The 26,269-nt window shown below is 47.8% G+C and carries 25 protein-coding genes; 11 read left to right on the top strand and 14 right to left on the bottom strand.

Annotated features, from left to right (window positions below; translation table 11 throughout):
- Positions 1-2 precede the first annotated feature (2 nt).
- Genes rbsK through rbsB form a run of 5 tightly spaced genes read left to right on the top strand, consistent with a single transcriptional unit; the run spans position 3 to position 4,667 of the window.
- Positions 3-887: a ribokinase gene (gene rbsK, locus KNO98_RS07965; RefSeq protein ID WP_026824918.1), complete on the top strand. Its 885-nt coding sequence runs from the start codon at positions 3-5 to the stop codon at positions 885-887.
- The gene (rbsD, locus tag KNO98_RS07960) at positions 887-1,276 is read left to right on the top strand and encodes a D-ribose pyranase (RefSeq protein ID WP_026824919.1); all 390 of its coding nucleotides are present in this window, start codon (positions 887-889) and stop codon (positions 1,274-1,276) included. The genes rbsK and rbsD overlap by 1 nt, the downstream gene beginning before the upstream one ends.
- Positions 1,277-1,287: 11 nt before the next feature.
- Positions 1,288-2,766, top strand: a complete 1,479-nt coding sequence (locus KNO98_RS07955; protein ID WP_214700393.1) for a sugar ABC transporter ATP-binding protein — start codon at positions 1,288-1,290, stop codon at positions 2,764-2,766.
- Between the two features lies 1 nt (position 2,767).
- Complete coding sequence (locus KNO98_RS07950; RefSeq protein ID WP_084483555.1) at positions 2,768-3,733, top strand: ABC transporter permease subunit; 966 nt, start codon at positions 2,768-2,770, stop codon at positions 3,731-3,733.
- A 22-nt stretch (positions 3,734-3,755) separates the two neighbouring features.
- Positions 3,756-4,667 (top strand): ribose ABC transporter substrate-binding protein RbsB, encoded by a 912-nt coding sequence (gene rbsB / locus KNO98_RS07945; RefSeq protein WP_026824922.1) that lies wholly within the window; start codon positions 3,756-3,758, stop codon positions 4,665-4,667.
- 192 nt (positions 4,668-4,859) lie between these two features.
- Here the strand turns inward: rbsB and KNO98_RS07940 are convergent, their stop codons facing one another.
- On the bottom strand, positions 4,860-6,197 hold the full coding sequence (locus KNO98_RS07940) for a sugar phosphate nucleotidyltransferase (protein ID WP_214700392.1): 1,338 nt from the start codon (positions 6,195-6,197) through the stop codon (positions 4,860-4,862).
- 40 nt (positions 6,198-6,237) lie between these two features.
- On the opposite strand from KNO98_RS07940, the gene KNO98_RS07935 reads away from it, so the two are divergent.
- Positions 6,238-6,840: a response regulator gene (locus tag KNO98_RS07935; RefSeq protein ID WP_214700391.1), complete on the top strand. Its 603-nt coding sequence runs from the start codon at positions 6,238-6,240 to the stop codon at positions 6,838-6,840.
- Here KNO98_RS07935 and KNO98_RS07930 read toward each other — a convergent pair.
- The gene (locus KNO98_RS07930) at positions 6,794-7,735 is read right to left on the bottom strand and encodes a glycosyltransferase family A protein (protein WP_214700390.1); all 942 of its coding nucleotides are present in this window, start codon (positions 7,733-7,735) and stop codon (positions 6,794-6,796) included. The two genes, KNO98_RS07935 and KNO98_RS07930, sit on opposite strands and share 47 nt — an antisense overlap.
- Positions 7,736-7,753: 18 nt before the next feature.
- Between KNO98_RS07930 and KNO98_RS07925 the strand changes: the two genes are divergently transcribed.
- Positions 7,754-8,548 (top strand): glycosyltransferase, encoded by a 795-nt coding sequence (locus KNO98_RS07925; protein ID WP_353047757.1) that lies wholly within the window; start codon positions 7,754-7,756, stop codon positions 8,546-8,548.
- 73 nt (positions 8,549-8,621) lie between these two features.
- On the opposite strand, the gene KNO98_RS07920 is transcribed toward KNO98_RS07925, so the two are convergent.
- From KNO98_RS07920 to KNO98_RS07900, 5 genes are all read right to left on the bottom strand, one after another.
- On the bottom strand, positions 8,622-13,037 hold the full coding sequence (locus tag KNO98_RS07920) for an ABC-2 family transporter permease (RefSeq protein WP_214700388.1): 4,416 nt from the start codon (positions 13,035-13,037) through the stop codon (positions 8,622-8,624).
- Positions 13,038-13,137: 100 nt separating this feature from the next.
- A complete protein-coding gene (kynB, locus tag KNO98_RS07915; protein WP_214700387.1) occupies positions 13,138-13,761 on the bottom strand; it encodes an arylformamidase in 624 nt (207 codons plus the stop codon).
- Between the two features lie 15 nt (positions 13,762-13,776).
- Positions 13,777-14,616 (bottom strand): tryptophan 2,3-dioxygenase, encoded by an 840-nt coding sequence (gene kynA / locus KNO98_RS07910; RefSeq protein WP_214700386.1) that lies wholly within the window; start codon positions 14,614-14,616, stop codon positions 13,777-13,779.
- Positions 14,617-14,628: 12 nt separating this feature from the next.
- Positions 14,629-15,903 (bottom strand): kynureninase, encoded by a 1,275-nt coding sequence (gene kynU, locus KNO98_RS07905; protein WP_214700385.1) that lies wholly within the window; start codon positions 15,901-15,903, stop codon positions 14,629-14,631.
- Between the two features lie 139 nt (positions 15,904-16,042).
- A complete protein-coding gene (locus tag KNO98_RS07900) occupies positions 16,043-17,557 on the bottom strand; it encodes a BCCT family transporter (protein ID WP_214700384.1) in 1,515 nt (504 codons plus the stop codon).
- A gap of 134 nt (positions 17,558-17,691) precedes the next feature.
- On the opposite strand from KNO98_RS07900, the gene KNO98_RS07895 reads away from it, so the two are divergent.
- The gene (locus tag KNO98_RS07895) at positions 17,692-18,540 is read left to right on the top strand and encodes a Cof-type HAD-IIB family hydrolase (RefSeq protein WP_214700383.1); all 849 of its coding nucleotides are present in this window, start codon (positions 17,692-17,694) and stop codon (positions 18,538-18,540) included.
- Positions 18,541-19,107: 567 nt separating this feature from the next.
- Positions 19,108-19,272, top strand: coding sequence for a hypothetical protein (locus tag KNO98_RS07890; RefSeq protein WP_026824932.1), 165 nt, complete (start codon positions 19,108-19,110; stop codon positions 19,270-19,272).
- A 17-nt stretch (positions 19,273-19,289) separates the two neighbouring features.
- On the opposite strand, the gene abc-f is transcribed toward KNO98_RS07890, so the two are convergent.
- Positions 19,290-21,134, bottom strand: coding sequence for a ribosomal protection-like ABC-F family protein (gene abc-f, locus KNO98_RS07885; RefSeq protein ID WP_214700381.1), 1,845 nt, complete (start codon positions 21,132-21,134; stop codon positions 19,290-19,292).
- A 337-nt stretch (positions 21,135-21,471) separates the two neighbouring features.
- On the opposite strand from abc-f, the gene KNO98_RS07880 reads away from it, so the two are divergent.
- Positions 21,472-21,798 carry a DMT family transporter gene (locus KNO98_RS07880; RefSeq protein WP_251129529.1) on the top strand — a complete coding sequence of 109 codons (327 nt, stop codon included), beginning with the start codon at positions 21,472-21,474 and terminating at the stop codon, positions 21,796-21,798.
- A gap of 111 nt (positions 21,799-21,909) precedes the next feature.
- On the opposite strand, the gene KNO98_RS07875 is transcribed toward KNO98_RS07880, so the two are convergent.
- The 4 genes from KNO98_RS07875 to KNO98_RS07860 all read right to left on the bottom strand — a co-directional run bounded on the left by KNO98_RS07875 (position 21,910) and on the right by KNO98_RS07860 (position 24,364).
- Positions 21,910-22,101 carry a hypothetical protein gene (locus tag KNO98_RS07875; RefSeq protein ID WP_026824935.1) on the bottom strand — a complete coding sequence of 64 codons (192 nt, stop codon included), beginning with the start codon at positions 22,099-22,101 and terminating at the stop codon, positions 21,910-21,912.
- A gap of 15 nt (positions 22,102-22,116) precedes the next feature.
- On the bottom strand, positions 22,117-23,022 hold the full coding sequence (locus tag KNO98_RS07870) for a Gfo/Idh/MocA family protein (RefSeq protein WP_214700379.1): 906 nt from the start codon (positions 23,020-23,022) through the stop codon (positions 22,117-22,119).
- 62 nt (positions 23,023-23,084) lie between these two features.
- The gene (locus tag KNO98_RS07865) at positions 23,085-23,807 is read right to left on the bottom strand and encodes an anti-sigma factor (RefSeq protein WP_214700377.1); all 723 of its coding nucleotides are present in this window, start codon (positions 23,805-23,807) and stop codon (positions 23,085-23,087) included.
- Positions 23,804-24,364: an RNA polymerase sigma factor gene (locus KNO98_RS07860; RefSeq protein WP_026824938.1), complete on the bottom strand. Its 561-nt coding sequence runs from the start codon at positions 24,362-24,364 to the stop codon at positions 23,804-23,806. Before KNO98_RS07860 ends, KNO98_RS07865 begins: the two co-directional genes overlap by 4 nt.
- Positions 24,365-24,762: 398 nt before the next feature.
- Here KNO98_RS07860 and KNO98_RS07855 point away from each other — a divergent pair, with 398 nt between their 5' ends.
- Positions 24,763-25,563, top strand: a complete 801-nt coding sequence (locus tag KNO98_RS07855; protein ID WP_214700375.1) for an HAD family hydrolase — start codon at positions 24,763-24,765, stop codon at positions 25,561-25,563.
- On the opposite strand, the gene KNO98_RS14830 is transcribed toward KNO98_RS07855, so the two are convergent.
- Together KNO98_RS14830 and KNO98_RS07845 are read right to left on the bottom strand one after the other, a co-directional pair.
- Positions 25,509-25,814 carry an RNA polymerase sigma factor gene (locus KNO98_RS14830; protein WP_214700373.1) on the bottom strand — a complete coding sequence of 102 codons (306 nt, stop codon included), beginning with the start codon at positions 25,812-25,814 and terminating at the stop codon, positions 25,509-25,511. The two genes, KNO98_RS07855 and KNO98_RS14830, sit on opposite strands and share 55 nt — an antisense overlap.
- Positions 25,815-25,960: 146 nt before the next feature.
- Entirely contained in the window at positions 25,961-26,176 is a 216-nt protein-coding gene (locus tag KNO98_RS07845) for a zinc ribbon domain-containing protein (protein WP_084483559.1), read from the bottom strand.
- Positions 26,177-26,269 lie beyond the last annotated feature (93 nt).

The raw sequence follows: 26,269 nt of genomic DNA, 5'->3' as shown, positions 1-26,269 counted from the left end.
GAATGAAACGCATTGTTGTCATTGGCAGTATATCGATGGACCTCGTCGTCACGTCCGACAAACGTCCAAGAGCAGGGGAAACGGTCATCGGTGAGTCGTTCCGTACCGTTCCAGGGGGGAAAGGTGCGAACCAGGCAGTCGCTGCCTCCAAGCTAGGCGGCGCTGTAAAGATGGTCGGCTGTGTCGGAAGTGATCCGTTCGGACAACAGGTTGTCGAAAACTTCAAACAGCACAACGTCGATGTCACGCACGTTCGCATTATACCAGATGAAGTGACCGGTACAGCTCACATCGTATTGGCAGAAGAGGATAATTCGATTGTCGTCGTCCAATCGGCGAACAAGAAGGTCGTCTTCACGGAGGATGAACTGAATCAACTTCTCGATGAGCAGTCGTTCGTACTTTTACAGCTCGAGATTCCGATTGAAACGGTCAAACAAGTGACGTCTTATTGTCAGTCAAAAGGGATACCAGTGTTACTCAATCCGGCACCGTCTCAACCGCTTCCGCCAGAAGTGGTTGAACAAGTCACCTATCTGACACCGAACGAACATGAGTGCCGTGACTTATTTAACGGAATGTCCGTAGATGACGTTCTCGAACGCTATCCGAACAAGCTACTTGTCACGGAAGGCGTCCATGGCGTTCGATTCCACGATGGGAAACAGGTGCGACACGTACCCGCCATTCGAGCGAACGTCGTCGATACGACAGGAGCCGGGGATACGTTCAACGGGGCACTTGCTGTCGCACTTGGTGAACAGGGTGACCTAGAGGCAGCTGTTCGATTTGCTGTGGTCGCGTCAGGAATGAGTGTCGAAGGTTTTGGTGCACAAGGTGGTATGCCGACACGGCAAGATGTACAACAACGATTGGAGCGCGTGTGATGAAAAAACAAGGAATTTTGAATAGTCATTTAGCTAAAATCTTTGCTGACCTCGGACATACGGATCGAGTCGTCATCGCGGATTGCGGGTTGCCGATTCCGGACGGTGTGAAGCGTGTCGATCTCAGTCTTCGCATCGGGGAACCTTCTTTTTTAGACGTACTAGATGCCGTTGACTCTGATATGGTCGTGGAGCGCATTACAATTGCCGAGGAAATTCTCACACACAACCCGACGATTGCGGATTCACTGAAAGAACGGTACACGAGCATCGACATGTGTTCGCATGAAGACTTTAAACGAGAAGTCGCAAAAGCAAAAGTGGTCATTCGAACTGGGGAAGCGACACCTTACGCCAACGTTATCTTACACGCCGGGGTCATTTTTTAAGGGGGGATTCGATGCATATTCAGTTGAAAGGCATCCATAAGTCGTTCGGGCCAGTCTCCGTCTTAAAAGGAGTCAATTTTGAACTGTTACCTGGAGAGATTCATGCGCTCATGGGTGAGAACGGTGCCGGGAAATCGACGTTGATGAAAGTGATGACCGGTCTTCACGCTCAAGATGAAGGAGAGATCCTGATCGATGAGAAGAGACGGCAATTCAAGCACCCAAAAGAAGCGGAGCAAGAAGGCATCGCCTTCATTCATCAAGAACTCAATATCTTACCTGAGATGACGGTGACGGAGAACCTGTTTCTCGGTCGAGAACTGACGGGGTCGTTTGGGACAATCAAACAGCAAGAGATGGCGAGGCGGGCTCGGGAGTATTTAGCAGAATTGAATGTCTTCATGGACGTCAATGAAGTGGCACGCAATTTATCTGTCGGTCAGCAACAGATGATTGAGATTGCGAAGGCGCTCATGACGGACGCGAAAGTCATCGTCATGGATGAACCGACAGCTGCCTTGACGGACCGCGAAATTCAGGCACTCTTCGCCGTATCACGGGCATTACGGGACCAGGGAGTATCTATCATCTACATCTCCCACCGGATGGAAGAAATTTTTGACTTGTGTGACCGTATTACCGTACTTCGGGACGGACAGTCCATCTCAACACGTATGATTCAAGACACTTCCTTTGAGGAAACCGTACGCGACATGGTCGGACGTGAAATCGGTGAACGGTATCCGACACGCACTGCGACGCTCGGGGACATCGTGCTCGAAGTAAATGATTTAATAGGTAACCGGTTCCACAATGTATCGTTTAACGTTCGCGCAGGAGAAATCATCGGATTCTCAGGGTTGATGGGAGCGGGACGGACCGAGGTGATGCGTGCCCTGTTCGGGGCGGACACTCATAAAGGAGGAGTCATTAAACTGAACGGGAAACCGATTCGCATCAAAACTCCAGCAGACGCCATCAAGCACGGCATCGCATTTTTGACAGAGGACCGAAAAGGAGAGGGGTTGCTACTCGACTTCTCGCTCCGAGAAAATCTGTCACTCCCGACACTCGACAAGCGGACGAAAGGGTCCGTCATCTCGAAACATCAAGAAGCGACGTTCGCGGAGACGTACTTGCAAAAACTGCGGGTCAAGCACCATTCGATGGAACAAAAAGTGAAATCGCTGTCCGGTGGGAACCAACAGAAGATTGTGCTCGGTAAATGGTTAGGTGTCGAGCCGGACGTCTTGATTTTGGATGAACCAACCCGTGGCGTCGATGTCGGCGCCAAGAAAGAAATTTATAACATCATGAGCGATCTCGCGGAATCAGGTGTTGCCATCATCATGGTCTCTTCTGATTTACCGGAAGTGCTCGGGATGAGTGACCGCATCGTCGTCATGAGGGAAGGTGTCATCACTGGTACGCTCACGAAACAAGAGGCGACGCAAGAAAAAGTTATGACGTATGCGACAGGAGGGCAATGACATGGAATTGAAAGCAACGACCGCACTGAAGCGCCCGGGTCGACTCGGATGGGGACAAAAGTTAGGCCCATTGTTTGGTCTACTCGTCATCGTCGTCGTCGTGACGGCGCTCGAACCAGGATTTTTATCATTAAATAACATCTTTAACGTACTTCGACAAGTGTCCATCAATGCCTTGATTGCCTTCGGGATGACGTTTGTCATCTTGACAGGTGGAATTGACTTATCGGTCGGATCGATTTTAGCTCTCTCGTCTGCATTGGTAGCGGGTATGATGGTGGATGGTCAACATGCCGTTATGGCCGTTGCGCTCGGTTTGATTGCAGGTGCTCTTCTCGGTGCCTTTAACGGTACGGTCATCACGTACGGGAAAGTGGCGCCGTTTATCGCGACATTAGCCACGATGACGATTTACCGTGGATTGACGCTCGTCTATACGGACGGTCGACCAATCACGGGTCTCGGAGATTCCGGTTGGTTCGAGATGCTCGGGCGCGGCTATTTCTGGATTATTCCAGTGCCGGCATTGACGATGCTCCTCGCATTTGGTGTCCTTTATTTTATCTTGAAAAAAACGACATTCGGTCGTCATACGTATGCGATTGGTGGAAATGAAGAAGCAGCTAAATTGATGGGAATTGGCGTCAATAAAGTCAAAATCATGATTTACTCGCTATCCGGGATGCTTGCAGCACTCGCCGGTATCATTTTGACATCGCGCCTCAACTCCGCACAACCGACGGCTGGGACGTCGTATGAACTCGATGCCATCGCGGCTGTCGTTCTCGGGGGAACGAGTCTTGCGGGTGGGCGAGGCTGGATTGTCGGAACGTTGATTGGGGCACTCATCATCGGAACGTTAAACAACGGATTGAACCTTCTCGGCGTGTCATCTTTCTTCCAACTCGTCGTAAAAGGTGCAGTTATATTGTTTGCAGTATTACTTGATCGTCGACAAAACGCGTAACACGCGAAAGGGGAAACGGAACATGAAAAAATGGACAGCTTGGCTACTCGCACTGACAATGGTACTAATGGCAGCTTGCTCGACTGAACAACCAGGATCAAACTCTGAGACGGAAACGAAAGATGGGGATTATGAAATCGGCTTATCCATCTCGACATTGAACAACCCGTTCTTCGTCGCATTGAAAGAAGGGGCAGAAGAGCAGGCAAAAGAGATGGATGCGACTTTGACTGTAGCGGACGCACAAAACGATGCTGCGAAGCAAGTGAATGACGTTGAAGACATGATTCAAAAGGGAATGGACTTGATCCTCATCAACCCGACGGATTCAGAAGCGGTCGGTGCGGCAGTACAGGCAGCGAACGATGCAGGCATTCCCGTCATCACGGTAGACCGTAACGCTGAAACAGGTGACGTCGTCGCACACGTGGCATCAGATAACGTTGCAGGCGGCCAATTGGCAGGAGACTACATGGTTGAACTCGTAGGTGAAGGTCAAAAAGTCGTCGAGCTCGAAGGGATTCCTGGGGCATCTGCGACACGTGACCGTGGTCAAGGGTTCAACGAAGCAATCGATGGGAAACTCGAGGTAGTCGCGAAACAATCTGCGAACTTTGACCGTGCAGAAGGATTGACGGTCATGGAGAATATTTTACAAGACAACAAAGATATCGTCGCTGTATTCGCACATAACGACGAGATGGCACTCGGTGCCGTACAAGCGCTTGATGCGGCTGGTATGAGTGATGTCAAAGTCATCGGATTCGATGCGACAGACGATGCAGTCAATGCAGTCGAAGAGGGAACAATGGCAGCGACCGTCGCACAAAAACCGACTGAGATTGGAAAGTTGGGCGTAGAAGCTGCAATCAACCACTTGAGCGGAGAAACGGTGGAAGAGAACATCCCAGTAGAGCTCGAATTAATCAAATAATGTGTTAAAACCTCATGGTGCCTCGATTTCGGGTAAGGCATCGTGAGGTTTTTTGAGTTCACACATCACTCTTCATAAATTGGATATGAAATCCCTTTTTAAGGGTATATTTAGATGGGAATAAACCTCACTTATTCACAGGAAAGATGGGAATCGTTACAAGTGAAGTTGCTGTTTCAACGAAGCATCACGTCAATATTGTTTATCAAGTGGAGACGGTACAGGACATGCATCGTCAAGTGTCCAGTCGTTTGAATACTGAACTTCGATCAACACAACCTCTTCGTGTGCTTTGAGCGTGTGGGCCACGCCGCGTTGAATCGAGATGACGTCGGTCGGCTTCGACTCAAAGGATTGCCCATCAATCGTCACGGTCGCTGTACCTTGTAACATCGTCCAAATCGTATCGGTTTCTTCATGGTAATGGTAACTGAGTTCTTTCCCTGCTTGAACGAGCATTCGTCGCGTCACACTATGATTCCCATCCGCAAGCGTCTCGTGATGGATCACTTCCGATTGTCCCCAGCGCTTCCATTTGAATTTCGGATAGTCGTCAGAAGATGCGAGATAATCTTTCAACTGTGGGGTCGCCTCTTTTGCTGATACGAGAATACCATCCGCGTTGACGGCGACCACGAGGTCTTCGAGTCCAATTCCAATTAACGGAAGGTTCAATTCGTTGATTATATGCGTGTTTGTTGACTGAAACAAGTCGACTTGACCGTGCGATGTCGCTGTCATCTCTTCAGTTAGCGTATTCCATGTCCCTAAGTCTTTCCAATCTCCATCGTAGCGATGAACGAATACGGATTTTGCATGTTCAACGACAGCGTAGTCAAACGAAGTTTTTGCTAACTCATCATAGCGTGATGTGAGGTCTGAATAGAATGTCGGTAAGTTTCGTTCCGTCAGTTCATCGAGTAACAGATGAAGTTTACAAGCGAAAATTCCGCAGTTCCAAAGCGCGTCTTGCTCAATTAATTGCTCTGCTACATTCACGGACGGTTTTTCCTGGAATAAGCGGACGGAAGAAACTTGAGCCGTCTCATTTGGCACGATATATCCATACTTCGATGTTGGATGAAGAGGCGTGACACCAATCAAATGCAAAGCATCATCACTGGCTTGTACAACTTGCTCAACTTGAGGGAAATATTCAAAAAAGCGAAGGTCGACATAAGCATCGACCGGCATCACGAGTACCGTCTCATCCGGGTCGACACGTTGTTCGTTCAAATAACTGGCACCGAGCATGATGGCGGGGAACGTATCGCGACGGCTCGGTTCGGTAATGATATTGGCATCGGTTCCGATTTGATAGACAATGGCATCACGTTGGAGCGCATTTGTTAAAATAAAGGCATCCCGATCTAATTGCATATCACTTAACTGGGAAAAGACACGTTCAATCATGGATTGTTTAGAACCTTTTCCGTCATCGAGCAATCGAATGAACTGTTTAGAATTAATATCGTTTGAAAGTGGCCATAGACGCTTTCCAGACCCACCTGATAACAGGAGTAGTTTCACTTTGTGACACCCTTTCTGAATGAAAATGGAGGTAGACAATATGGCAAATTACTTACTCGTCGAACCGCACGAGCATACGCGCAAAACGTTGGCTCGTCTGTTGACGAAAGAAGGAGAGATCATTTTTGAAGCGACAGAAGCGACGGATGCGATTGAGATTCTAGAATCAAGTGATATCGACGTCGTCATCACGGAATTACGGCTTCCGCATACAGATGGAGTCGAACTGTTATCCTACGTGAAGAAAAACTTTCCGCTCATTCATCAAATCGTATTGACCGACTATACGCATACCCATACGTTGATTGCGGCCGTCAATTACGGAAACATCAAGCGCATCATGACGAAGCCAATGAAAATCGATGAGTATGTGATCCGCATCATAAAGGATGTCGGTCAACAAGCCATCAATATGAAAACGAACAAGTATCGAGTCGCAGATGTGCTGACAGAGTTTTTAGATGATCTTGGGCATACGTATTGTCTGTTTTATGAGAACGGTGATTTGGTCAGCTCGGAAAATCTCGTTGTACCGTTCGGGTCCGGGGAAACGGACGAATTGAAACGTTTCGTCATCCCGACCCAATACGGAGATTTTATTTTGTATCAGCCACGGGATCGCTCTTCCCAAACTTATGGGTAACGAGTTGCGATACCCCGATTATCGTCAAGCGAAGGTACATGTAGGCGATTCCTAGTGTTAACACCGGGTGCCGTCTATATTTTTTGAGGTTTGATGGGTGATATAGCACCGGTCTGAAGAAATACCAACGCGCCAGCGCCTTTCGAAAGCCACCTTCCTCTGTCTCGAGCGTCTGTGGCATCACTTGGAAGTAATAGCGCTTCTTCTCGAGCAAGTTCTGAAGTGTCACTTTCTTCTCGTTATGTTTCACTGAAGTGAACGTGGCGCGTCGGATGATGCCGCCTTGTTGGATGTAACGAATCGTCGGTTGCGTTTCTTCAAAACTGATTTGAGCGGGGGTGATGCCACCTGATGCTTCGTACGCCTCCATTCGCCAAAAGCGTGCCGCCTCGATGGAGCGGTCATCGATCCGTTCTTCAGGAATTTGGAATAGGTTACGCTCAAACACCTTCACTTTGGAGAAAAAGTTCGTGTACGTGCTATAGGCCTCTTCTGGAATGACGAGCGCGCCGACATCTTCGTGATGTTTCAGGTAAAGTGAACAACTCGTCAACAGTCCCTCGGTCAATACCATGTCCGAGTCAATGATGTACAGCATGTCCACATTGAGCTCTTGGAGACGGCCGATCGCTTCTTTACGGGCGACCCCGCGCTCACCGTGTGGAAGTGACAGGATGATGAATCGTTCATCATCTGCGGTCAGCTCTCGCATGACCTCGACCGTTTGATCCGTCGATCCGTCATCCGCAATCACACAGACAAACTCGGCTGTTTGTTGTTGGATGGACTGAATCGTGTCTCGAATGATTGTCTCGTTAAAATACGTAGACATCGCGATTCCAATCGTGATGTTCTCCCTTCCTGAATCAAGATTCCAAGCTTTTGGTTCAACCATTGCTCAAATACTTCACCGGTGCGACTCCATCATCCAGAATACGCTGTGAAAAAAGGGACTGTAGCCTTTATATTACCAATTTTTAACGAAGAGAAACGGTTTTCACACATTCATGCTTTTTTGACATCTCTTACCAAGATGATTGAACGAAACTATTTACACAGTTCAATCTATTTTGTAGATGATGCCTCTTCCGATCAATCGAAGCATCTCTTACAGGAGTATCGAGACATCGTCATGAACGCGACGGATACGTTGTTCAAAATTGATTATTTAAAGATGTATGAGTTGAAACAGAATACGAAAAAAGCAGGTCTCTTCATCGAGGGGATGACGCATATCTCAAGCGAATACTATGTGTTCGTCGATGCAGACAATTCCTTTAAAGTTGATGACATCGCTCAACTACTGAGCATTGCGGAAAATGATTACTATGATATCGTCATCGGTACGAAAGATTTGACGATTGAAGACCGGAGTCTCGTTCGGAAATTCGTCAGTTTCGCGAAACGAACTGTCACAAAACCGTTCTTACCAGAAGGCGTCTCGGATTCACAGACAGGTCTGAAAATCATCAATCGTCGGGCAATCCCGCGGTTGCTCCCATATTTGAGTGCAACGAGCGGGTTCGCCATCGATTTGGAGATGATGTATGCCGCTAAAAAAGAGCGTCTGCGTGTCTATCAACAACCGGTGACTTGTATCGAACGTGAAGGGTCTCACGTCGACCTCGTGAAAGATTCCATTGCATTCCTAAAGACGATGGTCCTTCTTCTACGACGACAGCGGGCCGTCAGTCGGGCAAGACGATAAAATTGCATCACGCACAAAGCCCACGTCTCTTATTGAACGTGGGCTTTCGTATGGGCGCTCATTGAAATGTGGTCTACGCTTTGTTGAATCGATGACGGATCCGGCGAAGGAACGGTCCATCCTGCCGTGCGTTCCAATAAAAGAAGAACGAGATTGGTGTTGCGAATAGAAGAAGGATCATGCCCGCGAAGTAGACGAGACGTAAGATCGCATTCACCTGTACATCGCTCTCAGAAGACATGTACAGTTGTGTCACGCCATTCAAGGCGACTTCACCGCGCTGCTCGCCCTCATTTGTCGAGAGTTCGAATAATGGGGACGGAGAGTCGTTCAACGTGAAGCGACCGAGTGAATCTTCGTGAGAGACCGTCCGTTTCATGACACTTCGCGTCACGTCGAGTGATTCGGCTTCTGTTGTAGCGAGCAACGGACGTTCGGTCACTTCCTCGACTGTCACTTGATCGGTCAGCAGAAGGTGATCGTAGCGGACGACGTTCAAGTTTTTCATCTCCAGTCGTCCTTCATTTTCAACATTTCCTCGTGCCCAAATGTGGAGCTGCATCGAGGCGGTATCTTCTGGTGGAATCAAAATCTGTTCATAGTGATTCCATGTCGGTTTACGGTCTTCTTCCACTTCACTGATGAAGTCGGTCCCGATTACACGACGTTCCTCATCGAGATAATACATCTTCACATGTCGATTTCGAATCTGTTCGCTCCGCGCATCGAAGGCGACCAAATATTCTCGGTCAGGGAGTGCCTTGATTTGTTCTGATGCGAAGATGTACCAGTCACAAGAACAGGTCGGTTCATAAGAAGCGATAAACGTGTCGTCTTCGATTGTTGATTCGAACATATCATCTGTAATGGACACACAGGTCGCACACGTGGCGGCGGCTTCAGGTGTCGCGAGTGGTTCGGTCACGACGATCTCGTTCGGGTCAAACTTTCGTAAATCTTCCAGTTCGATTCGTGACGGTACGCGACTTTCCACAGCCAATTCGAGCGTGTACGATCCCGGTTCCATCTCAAATGTATTCGGAGTCCAACGTTTTAAAGTCGGATGGATATCATTGAGTGACTGAAGTTTGTATGGGAAGTCACGACGTAGGGAATCATATGTGACCGTCTGCGTTCCGATATTTGTTTTCACATCAGGCAGTTGTCGCATCGCTGTGACATCAATCGTTTCTTCTTGGACGACTTCTTCGTCCTGTAGGATACGCAATCGTATCGTGCCGTCTGTTGAAACAGGCGGTGTCAGATTGATATGGAAACGGTAATCGCCAGGTTCTGCTACGTCAATCGTCCGTGACAACGCGCCGGACGTGAGCGAGACGCCTTTCCCGAAACTGAGCGACGGGTAGTTACGCTCGGACTGAATCGTCCCGCTGTAATCAAAGTCTTGTTCACCTTCGAGAACCATGAACGTATTCGTCGGCTTGAGCACTTGTTCAAGTGATTGCTGTAAGGACGTCCATTCATCTTCCGGCAAGAAGACGATATTTTGAATCGCGTTAAAACCGACTGTATTCTCAACGGTGATGGTCGTCTCTTTTGTCCCGACATCATGTATTCCGAGTGGTACCCACTCAAGCCGTGCCCCCGTTTGTCGGGTCGTTTCGAGGATTTGTTTGTCATCGTTGATGGTGACGTCAAGCTGTCCGCCACTCTGATTTAATAAGACACGAGAAAATCCGATGTAGCGCCCCGGTGGTGTCTCTTTCGTAATCGAGAATGTGTTCGGCACCATGTGTGACTCGAAGCTCTCGATTTGAACATCATGAATCCACCAGTACGTTTTTCGTTCTGGTTTTTGATAACTCAATAAATCGATGCGCATCGTCTCAGCCGCCCGTGGTGTCACGTATTCCCCGCGAAGGTGAATCCCGTCTAAATTCCCGGAATCTCTTGGGGCGACGACGTAGGTCTGATCAATTTCTTTCCCGGATGCATCGAAGAAACGGACTTTGACATGCAAGCGGTCGACGCCTCGACCTGATGCAACGATATCGAATCGATACGCGTTATTCGGAAGCGCCGGCAACAATCCAGACTTCGCAACTTGCCAAATATAGTTCGGGTCTCCTTTAGCGACCTCGGCTTGAAGAAGCGGTACGTCGTTCGTCGAAGACAATGGGTTAGGTGACAGGTCGACAACGTCTGGGTTGTCCGATTTGAAGAACGTTTCATCTTCGAGCATCGAGTTGAACGAAGCGACGCGCTTTGTCGGTAAGTCGTCGAGCTCGTAAGGTGGGGCATCGATTCGGGCAGAGGCGAACGAAAGTCCGACACCGTCTCCGAAATCAAAGTCGAACGCAGGATCTTTCACGCCTTGTGTCTGTTGATACCAACGCCAGTCACTGTTCGCAAAAAGGGTCTTGCCCCACGTGAGAAATGGATTGGCGGAATCGATCGCCTCAAACGGCTTCCAGTAATAGTTGTCTGGTACCTGACTGAGGAGCATATCTTTTTGTTCGATCATCTCGATTGCGTCACCCGGACGAATCCAATCAAAGTCGTCGCTATGTCGCTGTGTCGTGAATAAAATCGACTGTTTCCCTTGTTCATACCCAGGAAGCGTCCCATATGTGATGGAACGGTCAATTCCGTAAGGCGTCACGATGAGCTGTGGGACGGTCCGGTCGGTGAGCGGGGCGATGACATCAAACAATGTGAATAGCCCGACTTGTTTCGTCCGGAGTAAGTCACGTTGCGAGGCGAGGACCTCCAAGTTGAACTGCTGTCGTTCTTCCATCCCTAAATATTCATCCCGATACGCGAACTGGTCGACACCGAACACTTTGATCAAGTTACTCGCTTCGTCTGACCGTCCTGTATCGAGCAGGTACTGTAGGAGCGAGAACAAATAACGAATCGCAGGAGTTGATCCTTCGTGATGAAACACCGTATTTTCAAGCGAACTGTACACATGGAAGTCCCCTGTCGGTTTGACCGTCTCGCCGAGCATCGGATTTTGGTTCCATCTCGGTGTCGCAACCCCGGTTATGGGTTGGGTCATCTCATCGGCAATCGGGAACTGAAGCCACTTCCCGTCAATTTCTTCCTGTATGGTCACGTATTCTTCAGGTACATCGACTGGCTTATAAAACCCTTCCATATAGACGGTGCGATACGGATTTATAAAAAGAATCAAGGCGACAAAACTACCGATGAAAAGGATGCCGCGATAGAGCGGCCGGGGAATTGCCTTGGACTGTCTGGCATCGACAATTCCAATTCCGAGCGAGAGCAGTAGACTGTAGCTGACAATCAATAGACCGACGAGCTTGTTCGGGTCGCGGAACATCGGACCAATTAAAGGTGTATACGTGACGAGCGCGACGAACGCGGTCGCGACCCATTCGTATGTCCCGGTCGCGAAAATGATCAAACCGATGCCGAGTAAACCAAAGAACAAGTGAATCGGTCGTTTGTAGCTACCGAGAAAGCCAATTCCGATGAAGAAGAGCAAGACGCCTCCTGCCACCCAAAACGTCAGCGGAAGTGTATGCAAGTCGAACATTGGCCACCAGTAACTGATGGTATACAACACGTTCTCAATGGAAGAGTTGCGACTGAACAACATCAACGTCTCGGTGACGTTGATGTTGTGTTGGGACGCCTGAGCCCCGAACAAGATGGAACCGACATACATAAAGAACCAGTAGCCATTGAACAAGATGAATACGAATCCGACTGCAGTGATAAGCCGGACGTAGTAGAAGAAAAACGATTTGAACGGCAACGTCTTTCGTTCGGTCCAAAGGGTTTTGGCAACGATCAGACTGAGCATGATTCCCATATAAATCGCCGAGAAGAAAAAGTAATGAATCCCGGCCGACATGAACATGAACGTGACAGACAACCCGATGGCATCCATCCACATTCTCGGTGAGAGTCGTTTATCGAACGCAAAGTCCGGGTCTAGCTGACATCGGAATTTCGGGTCGAACAAGTTGAAGAAGAGTAGGAGTGCGAACGGGAACAACGCATAGCCGCACAGGAGATAAATGTGTTGAATGCGCGTGATGATCCATGGGTTTAACGCATAAAACAACCCGGCGAGCGTGAACGTCATGAGTGTCATCAGGTGGAATTGTTTCGTGATATAAATCGAATGAAGTCGTTTGACGAGTGCGTACATACTGAGCGCCGAAACGATGAGCAACGTTAAGATGAATGATTTGATAAGGAATGGTCCGGACGCGTCAAACAACAGACTCAGTCCATAAAGTGGTGCGATGAAGACGAGTCGAGGAATATTCAACAACGTCGTCGTGCTCCATCGTTCATTCCAGGCACCGAAGATTTCCTCGATATAACGGTCGGACGATAGTCCAAAAGCGATATCGCTAAAGACGAACATTCCTGGGGAGAAGAGCGGGTACGCATAGACGAAGATGCATGACAGCATAATCGTCAAGGCGATGAGGTCGTAACGGTACGTATGCAGACCGTTTCGTAGAGTGGATAAGATGCGTTGCAAACCCGATCTGCCTCCTTTCATAACGTATGTCATCTATTTCGCCAAACGTTGAACTATCCCTGTCTAATCAAAAAAGAGACAGCCGATTCCGGCTATCTCTTTATAATATAGGACGAAGCAGTGCGCGAACTGGACTTCCATCCCCTTCAACAATCGGGAGGGGGACAGCGTTCAAGTCATAATCCCCCGGCAAGATATTGTCTAGGACGAGTCCTTCTAAGATGTGCACACCATTTCGTGCTAACGCATGATGGGCGCTCATCTCTTTGCTGTCAATCGCATCAACGGATGGCAAATCGAGTCCAATCAAGAAGATTCCGAGTTCCCCGAGGCGATCGGCAAGAGACGGCGTCAGTTCAGGAATCGTCTCGGGAAAGACGCGTTTATCTGGCCAACCATCTGTCTTCAAAATGAGACGTTCGACCCCGGTCAAGTCATGACCGTCCAAGTCAGACGCTTCAATTTTAGACTTATGCGGCATATGAATGACACGGGCAGGGCCAATATAAATAGAAGGATCGAGGTCGATGACGCGCTGTCCGTGATCATCAAAATGAAACGGCGCATCGATGTGGGTCCCGACGTGTAAACTCATCGTCACTTTCCCGACATTGACCGAACCGCTCTGTGTCATTGGCCAAGCAATCTCGTACGAAAACTTCGTATCTCCCGGCCATGTCGTCACACCGGCGTGAAGCGGCTGTGATACATCAATCCATGTCATTTCGTTCAGCTCCTCTTATAATGATGTCCGGACCGTCCAAAGCTCAGGGAAGAAACGGTGGTCGAGCACACGTCGTAAATAGTTCACGCCAGACGAGCCACCCGTTCCCATCTTCTGCCCGATAATTCGTTCCACAGTACTCATATGGTTGAAGCGCCACATCTGTTGCTGACTGCCGATATCGAGTAACTTTTCACCAAGTTCGTATAAGTCCCAATACGTGTCGACGTCCCGGTAAATTTCGACCCATGCCTTCTCAACACTTTCATTCCATTCCCAGTCCTGTGTGACATCTCGTTCGAGCACACTCGCATCAATCGGAAGCCCCCTACGATGCATCTCACGGACAGTCACGTCATAAATGCTTGGTGCTTGAAGCGCCCCTTCGAGCAGTGGATACAGTGTTTCATCATGCGCATAGACGCTTAGTGTCCGTGCATTTTTAAAGCCGAGCGCGAATTCGATTTGTCGGTTTTGGTAAGATTGAAAACCGGATGAGGAGCCGAGCTCGTCCCGGAACTCTAAATACTCAGCCGGCGTCAACGTCGCGAGGACACCCCATGACTGGATGAGTTGCTGCTGAATCTTCGAAACACGGGCAAGCATCTTGAATGAGCGTTCGAGCTCGCCGTTCGTGATGGCTGTCGTGGCCGCCGTCAATTCATGCAAGATGAGTTTCATCCACAATTCGCTCGTTTGATGGATGATGATGAATAGCATTTCATCGTGATGATCGGAAAGGCGGTGCTGACTCGATAAAATCGGGTCGAGCTGCAAATAGTCTCCGTACGACATGTCTTTCGAAAAGTCGGTTTGAATCGATTTTTCCACTTTATGTTCCGTGCGTTCACTCATGACAGTTCCCCCTTATGCGACCACTTCACGGACGTTCTCAAACGCCTCATATTCTTTGTCATCCATGATTTTTTTCAACGTCACAATCACGTCATACACATCGGTGAACGTGTTGTACAGCGCGACCGGTGCGAGACGAATGATGTTCGGTGCCCGGAAATCTGGGATGATGCGATGCTCTTTCAACGCTTTACAGATGCGTGCCGCCTCCGGGTGTTCGAGGCTCAAATGGGCGCCGCGCTGTCGTGTGTCCGTCGGGCTACCGATGAAGAATCCGTGTGGTGCGAGCATCTCTTCGATCAAATTCATCATATACGTCGTGAGCGCGAGTGATTTTTGGCGAATCGCTTCCATCCCGACTTCGTTAAACATCTCGAGCGCACCAAGCTGCGGAGCGAGACTCATAACGTGTGGTGTTCCGATTTGGAATGCACCGGCATGTTCGGCTGGTGTCATCGTGTGATTCATATCGAATTGCTTATCTTTGCGCGAACCGAACCATCCAGCCAGTCCCGGTGTCGTGCCGAAGTGACGTTCATGAACGAACAAGCCACCGACCGTTCCCGGACCTCCGTTCAAATGCTTATAGTTGCACCAGTAAGCGAAATCGACACCCCATTCATGGAAGTCATGAGGGATGGCACCGACGGAGTGACAGGCATCGAAGCCGATTAAAATCCCACGCTCGTGTGCCGCCTTCGTTAGACGAGGCATATCTAAAATTTGACCACTCCGGTAGAGGACAGTCGGCAATACGATGAGGGCGATTTCGTCGGTCATCGCGGCAATCAAATCGTCTTCGACTAAGAATCGCCCATCCGGACTGTCGACTTGAACGAGGTGCTCCACAGGATCGAGTCCACGCAATTCGAGCTGACTCTTCAGAGCGTAAATATCAGACGGGAACGTGAGGGCGTCTGCTAAAATCTTCGTTCGTTTGCCTTCTGGTTTGAAGAAAGAAGCGACGAGTTGATGCAAGTTCACCGTCGTCGAACCGGTCACCATCACTTCTTCCGACTTTCCACCGATGAGCGGCGCGTTCAGTGCGGCCAACTCTTCGGACAAGTTGAACCAAGGATGACGACCAGACATCCAACCGTCAATCCCGAGCTCTTTCCAATCCGCAAGCGACTCAAGAAGTGTTCGCTCGGCTCGTTTTGATAAGAGACCGAGTGAATTCCCATCCATATAAATCCCGTCTTCCGGTAAATAAAACTCTTCCCGGTACGATGCGAGCGGGTCTTGTTTGTCTAGTTGTTGTGCGTAAGTACGTGTGAAATCGTTCATCTCCCCATATTCCCCCTTTAAAGCTTGTACGTTGTCAAAATCGTAGCAATCGGTCATGAGGAAGTCAACAAACAACGAGGTGTCGGCGAGTCAAACTAAAAAACGCTCAAGCGTGATCTTGAGCGTTTAGGAGTGTAACTTATTTTATTTTTCGTATATTCTCTTGTCGGAGTAGCTTGAATAGTGTGAAGACCATCAATAAAAGGATGATGGTGAAGGGTAAGGCGGAAATTAAGGAAGCGGTTTGCAGTCCTTCAAGGCCGCTCGCAATCAATAGGACCGCCGCGATTCCTCCTAACAAAACACCCCAGGCGATTCGGACCGGAAGGGGAGGGTTCAAACTTCCGTTCGTCGTCATACTGCTAATGATATATGTGGCAGAGTCTGCCGATGTGATTAAAAAAGTCAAAATTAGCAGGATGGATAACACCGACAGGATGAGGCTGAACGGGAGCTCGGCAAACGTCACAAACAATGCGCTCGTCACATCCGCATCGACGGCTTGTGCGATTGAAGTACCTTCAAACAAATCTAGATGTAAAGCGGTACCCCCAAACACGGCAATCCAAAGGAGCGCGATGAAAGGCGGAACGATTAGGACACCGACCACGAATTCGCGAATCGTTCGTCCCCGAGAAACACGTGCCACGAACGCCCCGACAAATGGTGACCAAGCGATGGCCCATGCCCAGTAAAAGATGGTCCAATCTCGGACCCACGTTCCTTGCTGATACGGTTGCAGACGAAGGCTATAGCGAATGAAGTTTTGTAAGTAATCACCTAGACCGAGCGTAAGTGTCTCTAGAATGAAGATGGTCGGACCGGCAAAAAAGACGAAGACCATCAACACAAGCGCTGTACCTAAGTTAATGTTACTCAGCCATTTGATGCCGCGATCGAGACCGGTCGTCGTCGAGGTTAAAAAGAGGGCGGTCAAGACGACGATGATTGTGACTTGCATCCAAGCGGTATTTGGGAGTCCGAACACACTGTTCAGTCCACCATTGATTTGAAGAACACCTAAACCAAGTGATGTTGCGACTCCCATGACGGTAGCGATGACCGCTAAAATATCGATTGTCTGATTTAAAGGTTGTTTATACGGACGCTCTTTAATAAGGGGAGAGAGGCTGGTGGAGATGAGTCCATCTGCATTTCGTCGGAACTGGAAATAAGCGATAATTAGCCCGACAATTGCGAACACAGACCATTGGCTGACACCCCAATGGAAAAACGAATACGCCATCGCGAGGCGGGCGCCTTCAACAGTCAATGCCTCTGTATCCGCGTACGGCGGCGTGAAAAAGTGACTCATCGGTTCGGCAACACCCCAAAAGACGAGACCAACTCCAAATCCGGCAGAAAATAGCATGCCAATCCAGGTGAAGAAAGGATATTGAGGGCGGTCGTCATCTTTACCGAGACGGATTTTTCCGTATTTACTAAAGGCCAAAAAGATTAAAAAGAGCACAAACAAGAAAACAGCAAGTAAGTAGAACCAACCGAACGAGCGAGTCGTAAAGTTGAAAATAGATCCTGCAATCGAGGAAAATACGGTTGGCGCAATGGCTCCGAATAAAACGAGTAAGGCGATTAAACTTGCTGAAATATAAAACACCCGGTTCAAACGTGGTTTTTGTGTAGAATCCTTCATGTTGTCTCCTTTCGGTATAATTATTATTTAGGACTAGTAATCGATTCCCTATTATCTACATTGCAAACAGGATATATAATCCATCGTGTTTTGAATACTTGATTCGGGAAAAGAAATAAAGAGGAGGGAATATGATGAAATTGATTGCGATTGACTTAGATGGAACGTTGCTATCGCGTACGGGTGTGATAACAAATGCAAACCGGGACACGATTCGTCGTCGACAAGAGGACGGTGACATCGTAGCGATTTGTTCAGGGCGCTCGATTCATGATATCGAAGAGTTATTGAAGCGTAGTGATCTCGTCTGTCCAATTCTGTCTGGAAACGGAGCAATCGGCTTTTATGAGGACAAGCGAATTTATTATCACGCCATGGACCAATTCGTCGTTAACGGACTGTGGGAGATTGCCAAGGAGCATGACGCGTACGTCGAATTTTATACGAATGCGGGTGTGAAAGTCCTTCAGTCAGGCAGTGACTTGTTAAAACGAGAACTTGATGATGTATTACCTCACGATCAATCGTTCACGCGCGAATGGGCGGAGCGTGAGATTGAAATCCAAAATGAGCAATTCGGTCTGACGTATATGGATTCGATGGAAGACATCGACTTTGCGCAAGATGAAGTGTATAAGGTGTTTGTCTATTCGTTCGATCGCCAAAAGTTACATCGCTTGCGTAAAATCTATGAGCCACGGGATGATATTTTGATTACGACAGCAGGATGGACGAAGATTGAGATTGGTCATCCTCATGCGAGTAAGGGTGAGGCGCTAAAACAATTAGCTGATCATTATCAGGTTTCGATGCGTGATGTCGTCGCTATCGGAGATAATTTGAACGATGTATCGATGTTTGAAGTAGCCGAAACAAGAATTGCGATGGGAAATGCGGTAGACCCGTTAAAAGATTTGAGTACGCATATCACAAAGGACGTGGAAGAAGATGGGGTCGCCTACGCGCTGACACATTATGTATAAAATGATTATGGAGAAATCGTGAACGAGGATTGAAGGATGCTAAAAACGGATATTGTATACATGTAACCATTCACTTTCTGAAATGAGTCGGGGAACAGGGGGCATATTTGTCACCTGTAGCTGATGGCAGAAAGAGGGTGGGAAAGTCCATGTAAACGTGAATCGTGTATTCCAAACGATGATGCGTCGGCCTCTGTTTGCTATCGAAGCAAACATACCAGACATACTGTTTGTATAAGGAATCCCACAAGATCCGCGTCATAGGTGGACAACATAGGTCCCAAGTCCTGTTGTGCCCATTCAATCAAAGCGTCTACGAGTCACTTGTTCGATTTCATTCTTTAGGATGTGAAAACAACTGGTGAACCAATGGACAATGCATCGATTCGAATGATGCGTCACGCTGACTTGGACATCTCTAGTCGAACCAAATCATAGATGGGACGGTCAATCGAGTAGAAACTTGGTTGGATGAAAGTCCGGGGACTAGAGAATCGAGAAAAGCGCCGAGTATGGGCGCTTTTCTTGTGGTATTCTATTGAGTGAATGCAGTGATGGAGGGATCTCATGCCAAAGTTATATTGGTTCGGGACGTTCTTTAGTGGCATGATTCTTTTGACCACGGGAACGATGGAAGGTCTTTACCGTCTGTTACCGATTGGATTGATGGCTATCGCGGTCATCGGCTATTTCATACAGACTCGATTCGAGCAAAAGAAGCGGCGCCCTTGATCGGGTGCCGCTTCTTTTTAAAAGGATTCGAGTAAACGTGTCATCACGTCATCGATTTCTTGCTGCAACGCATCGACTTGACGTTGGAGTGCCATTAACTCATCGAGGTCATCCAATTCATTCATCTGTTGAAGCAATGCTTGATGTTCTGCTTCTAATTGTGTCAAATGGGCTTCCTCATCCATCGTAGACGAAGCGGTTTTTGTCTGCTTTATCGATTTCGATGGTTTTGCGTGCTCCGTTTTAGGCTGCTCGCTTGAGTCGTGTTCGCGTTTTTCGAGGGCATAGGCGACGCTGCCTTCAAAACGTGTCATCGTCCCGTCAAGCCAATACGTCACCGGAAATAATTTATTCAGAAAGTAGCGATCGTGTGATACGGTGACGACCGTTCCAGGAAAACGTTCTAACGCCTCTTCAAGTGCTTCTCTCGATTCGATATCCAAATGGTTCGTCGGTTCATCTAAGACGAGGACATTGATTTCTTCATGGACGAGGATGGCGAGCATGAGTCGCATCTTCTCACCGCCGCTCAAGTTCGACACGGGTTTAAACACACTCGCCCCGTAAAATAAGAATTGGGCGAGAAGGTGACGCGCTTTTCCTTCATCGACAGCGATCCGATCCCGGAACGCCTCCATTAATCGATGGGATTCATCGAACGTGATGTGTTGTGATAGATAACCGATTTTCGCTTGGTCGGCTCGACGGACGGTACCGATTTGCGGTGCGACTTGACCGAGCAACAGCTTTAAAAGAGAAGACTTTCCGCTTCCGTTCGGTCCGACGATGGCGACACGCTCCCCGTGGCCTGTGTAAAAATTCACACCTTCGAAAAGCGGTCGGTCGTAACGGAGTGTCGCATCCGTCACCTCAAAGACGTCGCGTCCGGTTCGTCCGTTCGTCGTGAAATGGATGTTCGGTTGATCGGCTTCGAGTTGTGGTTTCTTGATTCGTTCAATTCGTTCGAATGCCTTTTCCATCGATTTGGCGCGACGATAAAACTTTTCATTCGGTGGATTGCCTTCGTTGGCCCATTGCCGTAACTGCCGAATCGTTTCTTTCATCTTTTTAATCTTCTTTTGCTGCTCGGTATAGGCATGGAACTGATCGAGCAGCTGTTTTTCTTTTTGTGCGACAAAATCGGTATAGTTTCCGGGATAACTCGTCAATTCACCGTCTTCACACTCGACGATGCGCGTGGCAATCGCATCCAAGAAAACCCGATCATGGGAAACGATGAGGAGCGCTGAGGCGTAATCCTGTAAATAGGACTCGAGCCACGTCATCGCCTCTAAATCCAAATGGTTCGTCGGTTCATCTAAGATGAGTAACTCTGGTTCTTGTAGGAGAGCTAAGGCGAGTCCGATTTTTGTTCGTTCACCACCGCTAAGCGTATCGAACGGTTGATCCACAAATGAGGTCAATTTTAGTCCATCAATCATTGCGCTGATTTTTGACTCGTAGACATATCCACCCGCATGCTCGAATTGTGCTTGGGTGGCACCGTATGATTCGAGAAGGCGTTCGAGCTGTTCGGACGTTGCCATCTCTTGCTCGAGACGAGCCATCTTTTCGCTTAAGCGAATCACTTCCTCAAAAGCAGTGTACAGGACGTCACGGCCACTGCGTTCGGGATAGTCAGGAAGCTGGACCAAATAGCCGATGGAGAGTCGTTGCCGACGGTAAATCGTCCCGGCGTCATGTTCTTCAGAGCCTACAATGATGCGTAACAGTGTCGTTTTGCCGCTTCCGTTTCGACCGATGAGTCCGACTCGTTCGTTTTCATTCATAAATAAATTCGTATCTGTGAGAACGGGGTGCCCACCGTATTGTTTTTGAATGTGTTGAAGATCGATTAACATAATAGGTTCCTCCTAAGGTTAGGGCCTATCAAAAAAACCGAGCGCAAAGAAGCGCTCGATTTAGAGAGAGAGGCGCATTGTCGTATATTCAGCAATGTCTAAAAAGGACAGACGGGTCCCTTGATTAAGCGACATCGTGAAAAATCGCACGCAAAATGTACAAATGTTCAGTTGTCCAATACGTACGGCCGACAAATTTCACCTTTCTCCCTCCTTTCCATTCAATCTATACCTTGATTGTAAGCGTTTTTCATATGGCTGACAATGTAAGTGGAAGAAATTGAAACGATGACGTCTCATATAGGCGTCATTGAGGATGCGAGGAAATGAGGAAAGAATGGCTAGGAGCACTCAGTTTGACCCTTGCGGTGAGTATATGGGGCGGGATTCGGTTCGACGGACGGATTGGAAATGGAACGGACTCGTCGATGTCATTGGATACGTTGCTTCGATTTCATTTCAATTTATCGGAACGAAGCTATCGAATGCACATACCGGGTCGTTTGTAACCGCAGCGACTCCCGATTTCGTGGTCTTATTTGCCCGAATCCTGTTGAAGGAACGACTGACTCCTGTCAAAATTGGAGCGCTCGGATTGGCAACGGTAGGTGTTCTCATTATCGTCGGTTGGGAAGGGAAAGGGACATTTTCGTACTCGTTCTAGCCGCTGTGACGTGGTCGCCGCTTACGGAACGACGGCAACAACTGAAGATTTCAGAACGTCATCTGTAACGATAAAGCGGTCGCCCTCATTTTAAAGGGTGACCGCTTTTGATTAAAATCCATGATGGTCGAGCTTGTCTTGTTCGCGCTTCATTTCGAGTTCGAGACGCTGGATGGCAAGTTTTTCTTCTTCAAGCTTCAGGCGACGTTCTTCGACACGTGCTTCTTTCGTTTTAATGATCGTATTGGCACCGACCGACGAAACGACAATCACCATGACCATAATATAAAAAAAGAAATCCATGTGTAATCCTCCTTTTTACGTGAATAAGTTCGTGACAAGACGTTGCGTCTCAAGGGCGACACGACCGTCTGTTAAAATCTCTGTATCATCGATAAGTGCAGAAACGAAATGATCAATCGCGCCTTGAAAACCTCGCTGGGTGAGCGTTGAATCCCATGAGCCAGACGTCTCGATTTCATGCCGTCCTTCCTTGAAGCGGTGCAGTGTGACCATCGCATCAACGGACAATCGTTCTCCATCGCGAATGATGGAGACATGCTCGTGATTCGCACCTGCAGAGCGATGCATGGACGTCGTATGCACCCCGTGCTCATCTTGCCAGACGTGGCGCGCGAAATGGAGCTCAAGCTTGTCGTTTACTTCGATTTGACCCGAGACGAGTCGTAATTCGTTGCCGGCAAGGAAACGTAACGTATCTACGACGTGTAAATAATCGTCAAGCAAGGTGAAGGTCACATCTTGAGGTCCGATTCCACTCTCCCGATGTTTCACTACATCAATCATGTGGGGCTGACATTCCTGTTGTAGGCGTATATACATCGGGGCAAAGCGTCGATTGAACCCGACCATCAACTTGCGCTCGAGACGTTCGGCTTGTTCGACGAGACGTTCCCCCTCTTCTAAGGTTGACGCGAGCGGTTTATCGACGTATACATCAACGCCGTGATTTAGTAAAAACGACACGACTTCATAATGGGTTTCAGTCGAACTATGTACGAATGCCGCATCGATGGACGAGGCGAGGTCACTCAACGTCTCGAACGGAGCCATCCGAAATGTTTGGCAAATTCTTTCCCGCTTGGATGTGTTTGGAGAAAAGGCTCCAACTAGGTCAATCAGTGGATGGTTCGCAAGGATCGGTAAATACGCTTTTTGAGCGATGTTTCCGAGTCCGACAATGCCGACTTTAGGTTTTCGCATCACGATCACTCCTTTGGTACATCATAACAAAAACCGGACAACTCATGTGCCCGGTTGATGAATTATAGGCTGGCGATTAAGACGATTTCACCTTGCGGGGTCTCGTTGCCACGGTTCGGTTCTTTCGTGACGGCGACGGTGTCCCAATCGACGTCGACTTCGCTTGAGTCGAGCGTATAGATGACGGTTCCATTGCCCTTGTCGTCTGTGACGAAAGCGCCTGTTGGAATCGGGGCATTATCTTTTAACAGCCATACCTGATATACCTCATTGTCGTCGAGTGAGGATAAGCCGTTCGTTTGGACAATCAATTGAGTTGTACCATCTTGCTCTGCAAGATAAGCAGTCCCTTCGGATTCACCTTCAAGTGGAATCGTTTCGGTCAATGCGATGCCAGGTGAATCGAGTTGATTGGTGAGCAGATATCCGTTTCCGATCAAAGAGAGAATCAGTGCCGCTGCCAAAGCGACCATTCCCCAAACAGGCGCTTTTTTCCGTTCACGTCTCTGTTTAAAAGATGTCACAGGTGGAACAGCAGCAGTTGACACGGTTGATGTTATAGGTTCATTGTCTTCTTCGAATACACGATCGAGGACGCGCGCTTTCATACCTCGCGGTGGTTCAATCGGAGTAGACAAGAACGCGACACCACCGACAAGTGCTTCGAGTTGTTCGAGCTCTTCTTGACAGTCTTTACAAGATGCAAGGTGTTGTTCAAATTTTGCTCGTTCATCTTCCGATAGATGTTGGTTGAAATAGTCAATCAATTGGTCGCATGCGTTCATTGTTCTACCTCCTTTCCGATGAATTCATGGGATAACTGTTTCCTCAGTTGCTTCAGTGCCAGTCGAACCCTTCCTTTCACTGTACCAAGCGGGATGCCGCACGCATCAGCGATTTTTTGCTGACTTAGCCCTTGGAAGTACATGAGTCGAACGACTTGCTGCTGTTCGGTCGGTAATGTCGCCATGGCCGTCTCGATTTGGGCACGTTCTTCTTGCCACTCTGCTTCTTTCTCAACGGATGGTGACTCAGAAGGGATGGCCTCAGCATATGATTCGTCGAGCTGTAAATCGGGTTTACGCTTACGAATCAAATCAATTGCCACGTGACGACTCATCGTGAAGAGCCAAGAACGAAACTTTCCTTTTGATTCATCATAGACTCCGCCGCCACGCCAAAGTTTGATAAACACTTCCTGCATGGCTTCTTCGGCCAAATCACGGTCCTTTGTCAGCTGTAAGACAAAAGCGTATAAAATTCGTTCATATCGATCGTACAATATTTCGAGCGCTTCTTTGTCCTTTTGCCTGACACGCTCATATAATTCTAAGTCAGTCATAACATACTCCTTTGCGCAGAAGGGATGTCCCTTGTATTGATCTAACGTATAAAACGAAAAAATAGATGCCTATTTTATGTGACTATTTATTGAACATGTAGATGATTGGGTCGGAAGTTTTTTATAAATGAACAAACGTAATTTCTCTGAGATGATATAGGTGATGATACTCAACAAGATTGCTGTCATCAGCATCAATCCGATGGCAACTGGGGGAGAGGTTATGGTTGTCCAAAAAAAATAAGATCGAATACCGAAGAGGAAAGCGAAGACGATAATCAATCCTGTAATCATGCTACTCACTTGGCAATATAATTGTAAAATGCGTTGAATCATAAGATACCTCCTCTGTTTCATTGTACTATACAGGAAAGAGGAAACGATAAGGAGACGATAGAATGAAACGATTTACGAATGAAGGACATATTCTCGTTTGCTTTGATTTTGACGAGACCTATTTCCCGCACGCGTGTTCATCTGCTCAATTGACATCTGTTCGTCAGCTCGAAGACTTTTTGGAACGGTATTCGACCCAACTGTCGACGATGTGGGTAACGGGAAGTTCTCTCGAATCGATACAGGAAAAAACGAAGCAGGCGAACCTTCGTTTTTGGCCACATCGCATCGCCTCGAGTCTCGGGACGGAATTGTATCGGATTGATGCGGACGGAACGTTTTCAATAGAGCAGACATATCAAAACTCATTCCCGAATGATTTTGCTTCTCGTGTCGAGCGCATCGTGTCAAAAATTGTACAGATGCGAATTGAATTAGAAGAGCAACCGGGTAATGGAACGAGTCCTTGGATTCGTAGTTATTACGTCCGTGACCAAATCGGATCCTGGAGAGAGTCGCTTCGTATGCTAGCCGATGAAGAGGAAATTGCCGTCAATATCAGTCAATGCAATCCGAATGCAGGTGACCCGGCGGATGCGTTTGATATTGATTTTTATCCGATATATGCCGGGAAAGAATCGAGTATTGAATATGTATGCACAACTTCTTCCTTCGTACGAGAAGATGCTTATGCTTTCGGTGACAGTGGAAATGACCTTGGCATGTTAGCACATGTAGGGAATGGATATTTGTTGAAAAATGCAACAGCACAAGCAAAACAAGCTTATTCTAAAGTGACAAAAAAAACTTATGCTGATGGCATTTTAGAAGTGTTAGAATCCAATGTTTCATCTTTCATTTGATGAATGATTTGTTCTAAGGAACGAGTGAGAGTTGAACGAATCGCTTCCGCACGTGTATTGAAATCGAGGCGTTGTTGCCAGATGTGGCAAAATAACTCAGTCAAAGTTTCTTCCGCCGTTGCCGGATGGTTGCTAAGATGAAGCGCATAGCGATAGAGTAGGTTTTCATAGCGTGAATACAAATGTTCTAAGGCTAGTCGATTTTTTAGACGAATTTGATTGACTAGGCGTTCATCAAGTGTAGGAAGCATATGCAATTCCTTTCATATAGAATGAGTGTCTCAACTGTAAACGATAAAAGGACTTTACTTTGATAAAGTACCCTTTCTCTTCTTTCACTAATTTGAGGTCATTCAAACAAAAGAACAGGGAAAATAGCAGTTGAATATGCAATGACTTAAAACGTGTGATAACAATGCGGGCAAGTCTGCGCATCACCTGGAGCACGTTTAAATGACGTTTTACATTTTGGGCAAGTGACCCTCTCGCTCTGTTGATTGAATAAACTGCCACGATTGAATAGGATGTTGCGAAGGTTCGGTAGTGCGAGTGCGGCAAAAATCATTGCACCGAATAAAAAGACCGCTAAAATCAGTAACAATACATAGCTCATTGTCTTTGTTCCTCTCTTGTTTCATTTCTTTTATCATAATAGAAACTTGCTCGAACGAACAGCTTGTGAACATAAAAAGGAAGAGCCTAGCAC

Origin of the sequence: Exiguobacterium sp. s57 (genome assembly GCF_018617685.1) — a bacterium.
GTDB classification, from domain to species: domain Bacteria; phylum Bacillota; class Bacilli; order Exiguobacteriales; family Exiguobacteriaceae; genus Exiguobacterium; species Exiguobacterium marinum.
This window is presented reverse-complemented; position numbering and strand designations above follow the sequence as displayed.

What these genes read in the sequence shown, in the direction of transcription:
- KNO98_RS07955 (WP_214700393.1), top strand. Translation starts at nt 1,288, where the DNA reads ATGCATATTCAGTTGAAAGGCATCCATAAGTCGTTCGGGCCAGTCTCC.
- kynB (WP_214700387.1), bottom strand. Translation starts at nt 13,761, where the DNA reads ATGACATGGATTGATGTATCACAGCCGCTTCACGCCGGTGTGACGACA.
- KNO98_RS07935 (WP_214700391.1), top strand. Translation starts at nt 6,238, where the DNA reads ATGGCAAATTACTTACTCGTCGAACCGCACGAGCATACGCGCAAAACG.
- KNO98_RS07860 (WP_026824938.1), bottom strand. Translation starts at nt 24,364, where the DNA reads ATGACTGACTTAGAATTATATGAGCGTGTCAGGCAAAAGGACAAAGAA.
- KNO98_RS07875 (WP_026824935.1), bottom strand. Translation starts at nt 22,101, where the DNA reads ATGGATTTCTTTTTTTATATTATGGTCATGGTGATTGTCGTTTCGTCG.
- kynU (WP_214700385.1), bottom strand. Translation starts at nt 15,903, where the DNA reads ATGAACGATTTCACACGTACTTACGCACAACAACTAGACAAACAAGAC.
- rbsB (WP_026824922.1), top strand. Translation starts at nt 3,756, where the DNA reads ATGAAAAAATGGACAGCTTGGCTACTCGCACTGACAATGGTACTAATG.
- rbsD (WP_026824919.1), top strand. Translation starts at nt 887, where the DNA reads ATGAAAAAACAAGGAATTTTGAATAGTCATTTAGCTAAAATCTTTGCT.
- KNO98_RS07930 (WP_214700390.1), bottom strand. Translation starts at nt 7,735, where the DNA reads ATGGTTGAACCAAAAGCTTGGAATCTTGATTCAGGAAGGGAGAACATC.
- KNO98_RS07880 (WP_251129529.1), top strand. Translation starts at nt 21,472, where the DNA reads ATGGCTAGGAGCACTCAGTTTGACCCTTGCGGTGAGTATATGGGGCGG.
- KNO98_RS07900 (WP_214700384.1), bottom strand. Translation starts at nt 17,557, where the DNA reads ATGAAGGATTCTACACAAAAACCACGTTTGAACCGGGTGTTTTATATT.
- KNO98_RS07890 (WP_026824932.1), top strand. Translation starts at nt 19,108, where the DNA reads ATGCCAAAGTTATATTGGTTCGGGACGTTCTTTAGTGGCATGATTCTT.
- KNO98_RS14830 (WP_214700373.1), bottom strand. Translation starts at nt 25,814, where the DNA reads ATGCTTCCTACACTTGATGAACGCCTAGTCAATCAAATTCGTCTAAAA.
- kynA (WP_214700386.1), bottom strand. Translation starts at nt 14,616, where the DNA reads ATGAGTGAACGCACGGAACATAAAGTGGAAAAATCGATTCAAACCGAC.
- rbsK (WP_026824918.1), top strand. Translation starts at nt 3, where the DNA reads ATGAAACGCATTGTTGTCATTGGCAGTATATCGATGGACCTCGTCGTC.
- KNO98_RS07845 (WP_084483559.1), bottom strand. Translation starts at nt 26,176, where the DNA reads ATGAGCTATGTATTGTTACTGATTTTAGCGGTCTTTTTATTCGGTGCA.
- KNO98_RS07870 (WP_214700379.1), bottom strand. Translation starts at nt 23,022, where the DNA reads ATGCGAAAACCTAAAGTCGGCATTGTCGGACTCGGAAACATCGCTCAA.
- abc-f (WP_214700381.1), bottom strand. Translation starts at nt 21,134, where the DNA reads ATGTTAATCGATCTTCAACACATTCAAAAACAATACGGTGGGCACCCC.
- KNO98_RS07865 (WP_214700377.1), bottom strand. Translation starts at nt 23,807, where the DNA reads ATGAACGCATGCGACCAATTGATTGACTATTTCAACCAACATCTATCG.
- KNO98_RS07855 (WP_214700375.1), top strand. Translation starts at nt 24,763, where the DNA reads ATGAAACGATTTACGAATGAAGGACATATTCTCGTTTGCTTTGATTTT.
- KNO98_RS07950 (WP_084483555.1), top strand. Translation starts at nt 2,768, where the DNA reads ATGGAATTGAAAGCAACGACCGCACTGAAGCGCCCGGGTCGACTCGGA.
- KNO98_RS07895 (WP_214700383.1), top strand. Translation starts at nt 17,692, where the DNA reads ATGAAATTGATTGCGATTGACTTAGATGGAACGTTGCTATCGCGTACG.